The sequence below is a fragment of the Pseudomonas grandcourensis genome, assembly GCF_039909015.1.
Lineage (GTDB): Bacteria > Pseudomonadota > Gammaproteobacteria > Pseudomonadales > Pseudomonadaceae > Aquipseudomonas > Aquipseudomonas grandcourensis.
This window is the reverse complement of record NZ_CP150919.1, coordinates 3,872,636-3,884,541: the sequence shown is the minus strand read 5'-3', so window position 1 is coordinate 3,884,541 and position 11,906 is coordinate 3,872,636. Positions and strand designations below refer to the sequence as shown.

Below are 11,906 nucleotides of genomic sequence, written 5' to 3'. Positions count from 1 at the left end.
CCTCGCTCCTGTTAAAGGGAGCGGGGCCGAGGTGCTCCAGGTCAGGAGAACCCTTGATGTTGAATGATGTACACCTGTTGGAACGGCACAGCCTGCTCAGCTCGGCCGATTACCGCGAGATCAAGGACAAGGTCAGCCAATACCTGTGCCCGCACAGTTTCAATGTGCTGCGTGACGAGCCGATCTATACCCGGCTCAACGGCGTATTCTTCGGCGATTCGGCGCTGCTCGACCTGCGCTATGGCGCGCCGGTGGAGATCACCATCGGCGACATTGCCGATCAGTATCTGTTTCGCATCACCTTGCAGGGGCATTGCGAGGTGGCCCACGGGCGGCGCAGCGCGGCGATGCAGTCGGGCTACCTGAGCGTTTCCTCGCCGTTCGCGCAGAGCCGCATCGTCACCGATGGCGAGTGCCGCAACCTGATCCTGCGCGTCGACCGTGATGCCCTGGAGACGCAACTGCAACGCCTGCTCGGCCGCAGCCTGCGTCAGTCGGTGATCTTTGATGTCAGCGTCGATCACCTGGGCGTCGGCGTCGTCAGCCTCTATCACACCCTGGACTACATCTGCCGGCTGTACGGCAGCGGCGTAGACGGTTCGCGTCTCGCCAGCGGCCTGTCCGAATACCTGATGCAACTGCTGCTCACACAGCTGCCGCACAACTACTCGGCGGATCTGTTGATCGACTCGCGCGCGCCGCTGCCGCACCACGTGAAAAAGGCCCGTGACTACATCGAGGAGCACCTCGACGAACCGATCAGCCTGACGACCTTGAGCGAACTGTGCGGCGTATCGGTGCGCACCCTGCAAAACGGCTTCAACCAGTTCCTCCAGCAGGCACCGGTCGAGTACATCCGCGACCGTCGCCTGGCGGTGATTCACGAGTCGCTCAAACAGGGCAGGGCCGGCGAGACCGTCACCGATATCCTGTTGCGTCACGGCATCAACAGCTTCGGGCATTTTTCCAGCGCCTATCGGCATCGCTATGGCTGTCTGCCGTCGGACACGTTGCGGCGGCAGAAGCATTGAGACTCCTGCGCAATCCGTCAGTCGGCTGCGCAATCGGATGAGTCTGCGGCGGTGCGGCTCGATAGGATCGAGTCTCTAACAAAAAGGAGTATCTGCATGAATATTACCGTGCTGGGTGGTGGTCACGGCTGTTACGCCGCTGCTGTCGAAATGGCTGAAAAGGGGCACCAGACCCGCCTGTGGCGTCGAGACTCCGCCGCGCTCAAGGAGCTGTTGGCCATCGGCAGCCTGACCATCAAGGACTACAAGGGCACTCGCAAATTGTCCGTCGGCCAGCAAGGCGACAAGCTCTCGTTCACCGACGACCTGGCCGAAGCCCTGGCCGACGCGCAACTGGTGATCATCCCGCTGCCGTCGACCTCCCACGAAGACCTGGCCAAACATGTGGCGCCGCACCTGCACGACGGTCAGGTGGTGTTCCTGCCGCCGGGCACTTTCGGCAGCTTCGTGTTCGCCAAGGCCATGGCCGATGCGGGCAACCGGAGCAAAGTCGCCTTCGCTGAAACCGGTACGCTGCCGTACCTGGTCCGCAAACATGGTGCCAGCGACCTGGTGATCAGCGGCTACGCCACCCGCCTGCCGACTGGCGTATTCCCCAGCAACCTGTCCGAGCATGCTTTCGCGGTGCTGCGTGAAGCCTACCCAAGCGTCGAACCGATTGAAGACGCCCTGAGCGGTGCGCTGATGAACGCCGGCCCCATCATCCATCCGCCGCTGATCATGATGAACGCCGGTCCCCTGGAGCATTTCGAGGCCTGGGACATTCACAACGAAGGCACCCAACCGTCGATTCGTCGCGTGACCAACCAGTTGGATGCCGAGCGCATGGCCGTGCGTGAAGCACTGACCTACGGCGCGCCGCACTTCCCGCTGGCTGACCACTACAACACCACCGAAGGCGACGAGTGGATGTACGGTCGCGGTGCCCATGGCAAGCTGACCGACAGCGGCGACTGGCGCGAAGACATCGACTTGCAGAAGCACCGCTACATGCTCGAAGACACCCGTTTGGGCCTGTCTTTCCTGGTGTCCGTCGGTCGTTGGGCCGGTGTGCCGACTCCGGTGGCGCAGGGCTTGCTGAGCATTGCCTCGGTCGTCGCCGGTCGTGATCTCTATGCGGAGGGTCGCACCCTGGAAAACCTCGGTCTGGCCACGCTGAGTCGGGCGCAGATGACCGAACTGCTGACCAAGGGCTACAACTGATGAACGCCGCGCTACCCCAAGTCAGCGTGGTCGGTGCCGGCCGGATGGGCGAGGGCATTGCCCTGGCGTTCATCCATGCGGGCCTGCCGGTCACCCTCATCGATATCAAGGATCGCGCCGAGGATGAGCGGCATGGCTACTTCGAGCGTGTGCACAACAACATCCGCAGCGAACTGCAGATGCTGGTACGCCTTGGTGTGCTCGAGGGAGATCAGGCGGACACTGCGTTAGCCCGGCTGACGCTGCAATCCAGATCCGAGGCCGCTGAGGCATTGCGCCGGTGCGACCTGGTGTTCGAAGCGGTACCGGAAGTCATCGCGGTCAAGCAGGAGACCTTCGCCTGGGTCAGCGAGCATGTCCCGGCTTCGACCATCATCGCCTCGACGACGTCGACATTCCTGGTCACCGAGTTGAGCGAAATGGTCAGTACGCCTGCGCGCTTCGTGAACGCGCACTGGCTCAATCCCGCGTACCTGATGCCGCTGGTGGAAGTCAGCCGCAGCGAAGCGACCTGTCCGCAGGTGGTCGAACGGCTGCTGCAACTGCTCAAGCGCATCGGCAAGGTGCCCGTGGTGTGCAATCCGGTGGCTGGCTACATCGTGCCGCGCATTCAGGCATTGGTCATGAACGAAGCCGCACGGATGGTGGAAGAGGGCGTGGCCAGCGCGGAAGATATCGACACCGCGGTGCGCGTCGGCTTTGGTTTGCGCTTCTCGGTACTGGGCCTGCTTGAGTTCATCGACTGGGGCGGCGGCGACATTTTGTACTACGCCTCGCGCTACCTGAGTGGCGCGCTGTCACCGCGCTTCGAATCGCCGCAGGTGATTGCCGACAACATGCAAAACGGCCGCAATGGCTTGCGCGATGGCCAGGGCTTCTACGACTACCGTGACATCGACGTGGACGCCTACAAGCAGCAGCGTCTCGGCGACTTTGTCCGCAAGCTGGAGTTGTCGGGGCTGACGCCTGCGTTCGATGGCGCCTTGAAGCAGGCCTGAGCATCAGGGCCCGGAGGTCGGGCCCTGACACGCTTCACGCTTGACGATTTCCCGGCCCTACAGGCAGTACTGGCTGGTGGGCAGTATGTCGATCTTGTCGAAATCGATGAAGCGGCTGCAACTGTCCATCATCGCCGCCAGGTTGCGCTGGAATTTTGCTTCGTCGCCCGCCGCATCGAAAAAGGCCATGGGATCGGTCATGGCCGCTGGCGGAAAGCATTCTTCGACGATGGCATCGATCCGTGGGGCACCGTGGGTCAGTGCCGACACCACCAGGTTTTGCACGTACTGGAAGTTGGCTTGCGTGTCCACGGCCACTGCCGTGTGATGGTTGCGCCAGATGTCCAGCCAGGCCTCGGGGGTCAGGCGTGGAGGGCGGGCCAGCAGGGCCAGTTGGGCAAAGCCGTGGGTACGCTCACCGGGTGTTGCAGGGAAGCGGGTATTGGCGATGGCGACCGACTCGCAGACCAGGTAGGCGGCCATGCGCGCGGTTGCCGCGCTGATCAGGTTATCGAAAGGGCGACGAGCCGGGCCGTTGGCACTGTCCAGCCACAGCGACAGGCTGCCATCGGGCAATGGTCGGTTGTTTTCCTGGCGCAGGCCGGTGGCTGGCTGCACATCGGCATCGGCCAGGTTCAATTGCACACCTCGGGCACCGAGTGCCTGCAATTGCCCGGCAACCTCGCTGCGCAGGCGATGGGCGAAGGTATCAGGACTGACTTGGGTATCACGCCACAGCAGATAGATGACTTTTTCCATAGCTATCAAGCTCCTCGTTGCGGTTGATGGATGGGGCCGCGGTCGTGCTGGCTGGTCCATCCGGATGACCGAAAATCCCTGGTGTCATAGTCAATCAAGGTCAGCCCCGGGTAATACCCCAAACAGACTATTGACCCGCACTATGAGGGCAATGGCTCCGCCGCTCGACGCCGGGCAGCCTTGGAGAACTGCAGCTAAGCTTTCCTGCGCCGGGGTGGCAGCGGAAGTGTTGCCTTGGGATATCTATTTAAGGCAAGGGAGCCACCCGCCATGAGCGCCGAACAGAGTCATTACAGTCCGCCGACCCTGCTGGTGGTCGATGACACGCCCGATAACCTGATGTTGATGACGGATCTGCTCAAGGATCGCTACCGGGTCAAGGCCGCCAATAGCGGTGAAAAGGCTTTGCGCGTACTGCAGGGCGACACGCTCCCGGACCTGATCCTGCTTGACGTGATGATGCCCGGGCTGTCCGGCCATGAAGTGGCGCAGCAGCTCAAGCGCGACCCGCGTACCCGCGACATTCCGATCATATTTCTGACGGCCATGGCCGCGACCGAAGATGAGATCCATGGCCTGGAGCTAGGGGCCGTCGACTACATCACCAAACCGATCAGGCCGGCGCTGGTCCTGGCGCGGGTGGATACCCAGCTCAAGCTCAAGGCGGCGGCAGACTTCCTGCGTGATCACAATGACTATCTGGAAAAGGAAGTGGAGCGCCGGACTCGGGAGGTGATTGCGATCCAGGATGTGGCCATACAGGCCATGGCTTCACTGGCCGAGACCCGCGATAACGAAACCGGCAACCATATCCGGCGCACCCAGCATTACATCAAGGTGCTGGCGGAGCATCTGCGTGATCATCCGCGCTTCAGCCACTTTCTCACCGAGGACACCATCCAGTTACTGTTCAAGTCGGCGCCGCTGCACGACATCGGCAAGATCGGCATTCCCGACCATATCCTCCTCAAGCCTGGACGCTATACCGAGGAAGAGTTCGAGATCATGAAGACTCATACAACGCTGGGGCGTGACGCCATCCAGCATGCCGAGGATCAGCTCGGCATTCGCGCCGAGTTCCTCAGCCTGGCCAAGGAAATTGCCTACAGTCACCAGGAAAAATGGGACGGCAGTGGCTATCCGCAAGGGCTGGCGGGTGACGACATCCCCGTCAGCGCCCGGTTGATGGCGGTGGCGGATGTCTACGACGCCTTGATCAGTCGTCGGGTCTATAAAGCGGGGATGCCCCACGCGCAGGCCGTCGAGATTATTCGTCAGGGGCGGGGCACGCACTTCGACCCCGATATCTGCGATGCCTTCATGGATTGCCTCGAGCAGTTCCAGACCATTGCCGAGCGTTTCGCCGATACCGACCAGGACATGGCCGGCAAGCGGGCGGCCCTGGAGCGTCTCGGGCAGACTCCGTGAACCCGCAATTGCCCCTTTACCAGTGTTTTCATCAGGTCCACGAGGATAGTCATGGCTCGATTGCGTACCCTGCTTGAGCGCCTCGCGCTGCTTCACAAACTGATCCTGGGTTTTTCAGCGCTGCTGCTGTTGGTGCTGGTGCTCGGCGTGCAAAGCCTGCGCACCCAGCAATCGCTGAAGCAGGACATGCAGAACCTCTATCTGCAGGAACTGGTCGGCATGGAGCACTTGCAGGAAGCACGTGTGCAATTGCCCCATATGATGCAAGCATTGCAGCGCGCAGTGGGCACCGACAGTGCGCAGATTCGCGTCGAGTCCCTGCAGCAGTTGCAGGACATCCAGGAGCGCCTGCAACAGGCGGTGGCCCGCGCCAAAGTGACCCTGCGGCGTGCGGAGAATTTGGCGCGTCTCGCCGAGTTCGACCTGCTGCTGCAACAGTTGCAGCGTCATAGCGACGAGGCCTTTGTACTGATCGACCAAGGCCAGCAGAACAAGGCGTTGGTGCTGCTCAATAGCAGTGAATTCCAGCAACTCGCCCAGCAGGCCGACGGCCTTTTGTACGCGATCGCCCAGATCAAGGAAGCCTCGATTCGCGACACGGCCAAGGACATTGCCGAGTTTGCCGAACACAGCACCATGCTGACCTACGTACTGTTGTTCGGTGGCTTGTCGCTGGCACTGCTGTTGTCCTGGGTCGTCAGCCAGTCGATCCGCCACCCGCTCAACCGGGTGCGGGTGGCGGTAGACCACCTGGCCGCCGGGCAGCTCGATCAACCGATTCCCCACACCGACCTGAACAACGAAACCGGCGATCTGGCGCGGGCCATCGCCAAACTGCAGACAGAGTCCCAACAACTTGAGCGTCAGCGCTGGATCAAGGCCCATACCGCCCAATTGCAGGTCGATCTGCAGCAGGCAGAAACCCCGGCCGAACTGGCGCAGGTGTTCCTGCAATGCATGGCCGGCCTGCACGGAATCTGCCAGGGGGTGCTGTACAGCGCACAGGAGGACGCCGGCACGTTGTTGCTGATGGGGCGCTACGCCACCGACTCCGAGCGGCCACCCGAGGCGCAGGTCAAGTTCGGCGATGGCCTGTTGGGGCAGTGCGCGGTAGATCGCGTGCCCCGTCAGTTTCAGGCGATGCCGGAGCAATACTGGCGCTTGCGTTCGCCCCTTGGCGAGGTCCCGGCCCGTTGCCTGCTGCTGCAACCCATTGTCCGTGGTGAGCGGCTGCTGGGCGTGCTTGAGCTGGCTGGCCTGGAACCCTTGGGCGAGCGTGAATTGCTGCTGTTGCAGGAAGCCACCCCACGCCTGGCCGCGGCCATGGCGATTCTGGAGCGCAATCAGGCGGTCAAGACCCTGTTGGCGGAGACCCGGCGCCAGGCCAATGAAATGGCGGAGCAGGCACTGCAACTGGAGCAGCAGGCGCAGGCGCTCGAATCCCAGCAATCGGCGTTGCGCGCCACCGAGGCCTGGTATCGCGGGATTATCGAAGCGGCGCCGGACGGCATGTTGGTCGTGGATTCCGAAGGGCAAATCCTGCGCACCAATCGCCAACTGGATCAGCTGTTCGGCTATAGCGCTGGTGAGCTGCTCGGCGAGACCATCGATCGTCTGGTGCCGATGGCCAGTCGCGGGCGCCACGAGGCGCTGCGCAAGGGCTTCATGGCCCACGGCGAAACCCGTCAGATGGGGGCCAACCTGGACGACCTGCAAGGCGTGCGCAAAGACGGAAGTCTGTTCTCGGCAGAGATCAGCCTGTCACGTCTGCCGAGCCTGGAAGGGGGCGGAGTCTGCGTGTGCGCGTCGGTGCGCGACGTGAGTGAACGCCGTCATCTGCAGGCGGCACTCAAGGCCAGCGAGGCACAGTTGCGCGCAGTCCTCGACAGCAGCCCGGTGGCCATGGTGATCAGGGACGTCGACGGCCGTCCGACCTACTGCAATCCGCAGTTCGACAGTCTGTTCGGGACTCGTCTGGCTGAACTCGAAGGCACGGACCCGGCGCAGTTCTGGGTCGACCCGCAGGCACACCAGCGCTTTCTCGAAGCAGCAGCGCAAGGTGCAGTGCTGAACTTCGAGACCACCCTGCAGCGTGCTGGAGGCGAGCGCTTCGACGTACTGGTTTCGGCCATCACGATGACGCTGGGGGAGCGGGGCATGGGGGCCAATTGGTACTTTGACATCACCGACCGCAAGACCGCTGAGGCCGAGGTGCAGCGCGCACGGGAGGCCGCGGAAGAGGCGACCCGGGCCAAGAGCAACTTCCTGGCCACCATGAGCCACGAGATCCGCACACCGATGAACGCCATCATCGGCATGAGCTACCTGGCCTTGCGCACCGAACTCGACCACCGCCAGCGCAACTACATCGAAAAGGTCCATCGCTCGGCGGAATACCTGTTGGTGATCATCAACGACATCCTCGACTTCTCCAGGATCGAGGCCGGCAAGATGCACCTGGAGCACATTCCCTTCCACCTCGAGGCCGTGCTCGACGGCTTTGCCAGCATGATTGGCCTCAAAGCCGAGGACAAAGGCCTGGAGTTGCTGTTCAGCACCGATGCCGAACTGCCGACCGCCTTGATCGGCGATCCGTTGCGTCTTGGCCAGGTGCTGATCAACCTGGGCAACAATGCGACGAAGTTCACCGAGCAGGGCGAGATCGTGCTCGGCGTAGAGCAGCGGGGCGCGGCAGGAGAGCAGGCGCAGTTGCATTTCTGGGTACGTGACACTGGCATCGGCATGAACGCCGAGCAATGCTCGCGCCTGTTTCAACCCTTCAGCCAGGCCGATAGCACCACCACCCGCAAATACGGTGGCACCGGGTTGGGCCTGGCCATCTCCCGGCATCTGGTGGAATTGATGGGCGGGCGCATTTGGGTAGAGAGCGAACCGGGCCTGGGTTCCACTTTCCATTTCGAAGTGAGCCTGGGGGTGCAGCGCGACAGTCATCTACGGCGCATGGTGACCGCCGACGAGTTGCTCGGCAGCCGTGTGCTGGTGGTCGATGACAACGCCGCCGCGCGCGAGATCCTCTCCAGCATGGCGCGCAGTTTTGGCGTGGAGGTGGACGTCGCGCAAAGTGGCCGGGCCGCACTGACCATGCTGGTGGACGCCGAAGCGAAAGTGCTGCCCTATGACCTGGTGCTGATGGATTGGCGCATGCCAGGCATGGACGGTGTGGAAACGGTGCGGCAGATGCAGGCCGCCAAACTGGCACAAACGCCGTCGGTGATCATGGTCACTGCCTTCGGTCGCGAGGAGGCCCGCGAAGAGGCCAACCGGTACGGTATTCACTTGCCGGTGGTACTGACCAAACCGGTAACGCCGTCTACGTTGCTTGAGGCGCTGGGCACGGTGCTCGGCAAGATTCCCCAGGCCGATACCCGGGCCAGTGAGCGATTCGGCCAAAGCGCCGGCGCCATGGCCAGCCTGCGTGGCGCGCGACTGCTGTTGGTGGAAGACAATGAGCTGAACCGCGAGCTGGCCTGTGAACTGCTGGAGAGCGCCGGGATCGAGCTGTGCGTGGCCATTCACGGCGCGCAAGCGCTCGAGCAACTGGAGCGTGACGCAGACTTCGATGGTGTGTTGATGGACTGCCAGATGCCGGTGATGGACGGTTATACTGCGACCCGCAAGATACGTGAGCAGCCCCGCTGGGCGACTCTGCCGGTGATCGCCATGACTGCCGACGCCATGGCGGGGGACCGTGAGCGGGCGCTGGCCTGCGGCATGAACGACCACATCACCAAACCCTTGAACGTCGACGACATGTTCGCCACGTTGGCCAGGTGGATACATCCACGAACTGATCGTGGCGCGATGTCGCCCGACGTTTCGCCGCTCGCCTCGGTACCGTTGGCGAGCCTGCCGGCCAGCCTTCCCGGTATTGATTTGAAAGCGGGTCTGGGTACCTGCATGGGCAAGGTCGAACTCTATCTGCGCTTGCTGCGCAAGTTCCGCTCCAGCCACCAGGCTTTTTGCGCCGAGTTCCTGGCTGCCCGAGGCCAGGGCGATCCTTCGGCGACGGCCAGGCTGGCCCATACCCTGCGCGGTACGGCGGGCAACATCGGTGCCGTTGAAGTGGCGAACGCAGCCGGCGCGCTGGAGCAGGCCTGCCTGAACGATGGGGCGAGCGATGGGGCGGAGCAGGACCTGGCTGACCGGCTGGTGGAGGTTGAGCGTTGCCTGACAACGGTGCTGGAAGGCTTATCGGTATTCGGCGAGCCGACAACGTCCGCAGACTCATCAAGCGCGCCACCGGGCAGCGAATGGCATGCGCAATTGGCCCACGTCCGGTCTCTGCTGGCCGAGAGCGACACCCAGGCGCTGACCGCCTTGCTCAAACTGCAGGGGCTGGCTTCAGACCCGCGGATGAGCGAGCAGTTGCTTCGGGTTGTGCGGCAAGCGGAGTGCTTCGATTTCGATCAGGCGCTGGAGTTGCTGGAAAACCTGTCCTGATCGTTAAGTCGGTGGATAGGCATGGCTCATGCGCATGAGAGCGGGTGAATCCACAGCCGCTTACTGCCAGTCAAAAATTGGCAACAAACGACCTGCAGCGGACTGTCACGGCCTCTACGAAACGTATCAGGCGGCCATCGACCGGGCTCATGCATGAATGCCGGTCAGGGTTGGGTCAGGTACCAACGCCAGTCTTGCTCACCGAACTCGGCCATGAATTGCCGGTACTCGGCGCGTTTGACTGCCAGATAGACGCCGAGAAATGCCTTGCCCAAGGCGTCGCGTGCCCAGCTCGATTGTTCCAGCGCCTGCAGTGAAGTCAGCCAGTCGGTGGGTAGCAGCCCCTTGGCCTGAGTGTGGCCGTCGCCTTCAACCGGCTCGCCCGGATCGACGTTTTCACTGATCCCGTGATGAATGCTGGCGAGAATCGCTGCCGCTGCCAGATAAGGGTTGGCGTCGGCGCCGCAGATTCGATGCTCGATGTGCCGTGTACAAGCCGGGCCAGTGGATACACACAGGCTGGCGGTGCGGCTGTTGATGCTCCAGGTCGACGCGAGCGGCGCGTAGCTATTGGCCTCGAAGCGGCGGTAGGAGTTGGCGTTGGGGCAGAACAACAGCAAAGAGTCGAGCATCAGGGCCAGCATACCGCCCACCGACCGACGTAGCAGCGCAGTACCGGCCTTGTCTTCGCTGGCGTAAAGGTTGTTGCCCTCGGAATCGGCCAGGCTCACATGCATGTGCATGCCGGTCCCCGCCAAGTGGTCAAAAGGCTTGGCCATGAAGCAGGCCTGCAGGCCATGTTTTTGGGCCACGCCTTTGACGATTCGCTTGTAGCGAATGGCCTGGTCCATGGCCGATAGCGCGTCCCGATGCAAGAGGGTGATCTCCATCTGGCATAGCGCGTCTCCATGCTCCGAGGTGATCTCCACCTGGCCGGGGGCGTACTCGGAAATCGCGGTGCGCGCCCTGATATTCTGGGCCATGCACGCGGCATACAAATCCGCCATAAAGGGTTCGATCTGCTCCAGTTCACGCAGGCCGTCGACCTTGGAGCTGCGCCGGCGAGCGACGTCACCGTCGAGTGTCGGTTGTGGCCGACCCTGGCTGTCGCGCTGCTGGTCGAGCAGGTAGAAATCCAGCTCGCAGGCCATCACCGGGTTATAGCCATCGGCCTTGAGTGCGTCGATCACCTTGACCAGCAGATGGCGTGGGTCGGCTACCGTGGCCGGCATGCCTTCGGTGGGGTGCATGCAGACTTGCACGGCAGCGGTAGGGATCAGCCGCGTGGGCATCCAGGCTGCCCTCCAGTGGGTAGGCGCGGCAATCGAAATCGCCCACATCCCGGGCCAGCCCCGAGTCTTCGACGTCATCGCCGTTGAGCGTCATACCGAGCATGGCACTGGGCAAGGAGCGCCCGCGTTGGTAAACGGTCAACAATTCCTCACGCTGCAGCAGCTCGCCGCGAGGCACGCCATTAGCGTCGAGGATGAACAGCTCGAACATCTCGATATCAGGGTTCTGCGCCAGGAAATCCTCGGCTTGCTGCACACTGGCAAATTGCATGGGACGCTCGCTTGCGCCATCGGGCGCACGGGGACCGCCTACCGTTAGCGGCAGGCTGGTCTTCATTGGATTGAGGTCGGCCGTGTTCGGCCAACGCATTCAAATCAACGCGAGGGCTGCATCTGGTGGGCGCGCATGACGGCAATGCCACAGCGCCCAAAAGGCCAGAATGATATGCAGCAGGGGATTTTGGCACGGACGGGCTCGCACCTTCGGGAAGGAAGGGCTTAGCTGACGACGGATCAAGCGCAGGAGCGAAATCATGGTTCGGGATACTCCCACCGTTTGAAGGTTCGTTAAATCAGCATTTGTGAACCTTTGGTTATTGCTTGATTAAACAACTGCAGCAATGCGCCGGGGACCGTGTTCTACAGTGAAAACCAGCGGCAATCGCCCCCAATATTTGCTGGTCAACTCAAAGCAGGCTCACCTGCAGCACCCAAAAGACTTCTGCATACCTGAT

General features: G+C 62.3%; 6 protein-coding genes and 1 pseudogene. 5 read left to right on the top strand and 2 right to left on the bottom strand.

All coding sequences use genetic code 11. From position 1 onward, the window contains the following. Window positions 1-56 precede the first annotated feature (56 nt). From AABM52_RS17315 to AABM52_RS17305, 3 genes are all read left to right on the top strand, one after another. Window positions 57-1,031: an AraC family transcriptional regulator gene (locus tag AABM52_RS17315; protein ID WP_347907132.1), complete on the top strand. Its 975-nt coding sequence runs from the start codon at window positions 57-59 to the stop codon at window positions 1,029-1,031. Window positions 1,032-1,127: 96 nt separating this feature from the next. Next, a complete protein-coding gene (locus tag AABM52_RS17310; protein WP_347907130.1) occupies window positions 1,128-2,234 on the top strand; it encodes an NAD/NADP octopine/nopaline dehydrogenase family protein in 1,107 nt (368 codons plus the stop codon). Further along, window positions 2,234-3,232: a 3-hydroxybutyryl-CoA dehydrogenase gene (locus tag AABM52_RS17305; protein WP_347907128.1), complete on the top strand. Its 999-nt coding sequence runs from the start codon at window positions 2,234-2,236 to the stop codon at window positions 3,230-3,232. Before AABM52_RS17310 ends, AABM52_RS17305 begins: the two co-directional genes overlap by 1 nt. A 57-nt stretch (window positions 3,233-3,289) precedes the next feature. On the opposite strand, the gene AABM52_RS17300 is transcribed toward AABM52_RS17305, so the two are convergent. Further along, complete coding sequence (locus AABM52_RS17300; RefSeq protein WP_347907126.1) at window positions 3,290-3,991, bottom strand: EthD domain-containing protein; 702 nt, start codon at window positions 3,989-3,991, stop codon at window positions 3,290-3,292. 270 nt (window positions 3,992-4,261) lie between these two features. Between AABM52_RS17300 and AABM52_RS17295 the strand changes: the two genes are divergently transcribed. Then, entirely contained in the window at window positions 4,262-5,419 is a 1,158-nt protein-coding gene (locus AABM52_RS17295) for a two-component system response regulator (RefSeq protein ID WP_347907125.1), read from the top strand. A 51-nt stretch (window positions 5,420-5,470) separates the two neighbouring features. Continuing rightward, on the top strand, window positions 5,471-9,880 hold the full coding sequence (locus tag AABM52_RS17290; protein WP_347907124.1) for a response regulator: 4,410 nt from the start codon (window positions 5,471-5,473) through the stop codon (window positions 9,878-9,880). A 164-nt stretch (window positions 9,881-10,044) separates the two neighbouring features. Here the strand turns inward: AABM52_RS17290 and AABM52_RS17285 are convergent. After that, window positions 10,045-11,443: pseudogene (locus tag AABM52_RS17285) on the bottom strand (glutamine synthetase family protein). Window positions 11,444-11,906: the final 463 nt, after the last annotated feature.

Bases quoted from the DNA above. Each gene is read 5' to 3' on its own strand.
- AABM52_RS17315 (WP_347907132.1), top strand. From the start codon at position 57: ATGTTGAATGATGTACACCTGTTGGAACGGCACAGCCTGCTCAGCTCG.
- AABM52_RS17310 (WP_347907130.1), top strand. From the start codon at position 1,128: ATGAATATTACCGTGCTGGGTGGTGGTCACGGCTGTTACGCCGCTGCT.
- AABM52_RS17305 (WP_347907128.1), top strand. From the start codon at position 2,234: ATGAACGCCGCGCTACCCCAAGTCAGCGTGGTCGGTGCCGGCCGGATG.
- AABM52_RS17300 (WP_347907126.1), bottom strand. From the start codon at position 3,991: ATGGAAAAAGTCATCTATCTGCTGTGGCGTGATACCCAAGTCAGTCCT.
- AABM52_RS17295 (WP_347907125.1), top strand. From the start codon at position 4,262: ATGAGCGCCGAACAGAGTCATTACAGTCCGCCGACCCTGCTGGTGGTC.
- AABM52_RS17290 (WP_347907124.1), top strand. From the start codon at position 5,471: ATGGCTCGATTGCGTACCCTGCTTGAGCGCCTCGCGCTGCTTCACAAA.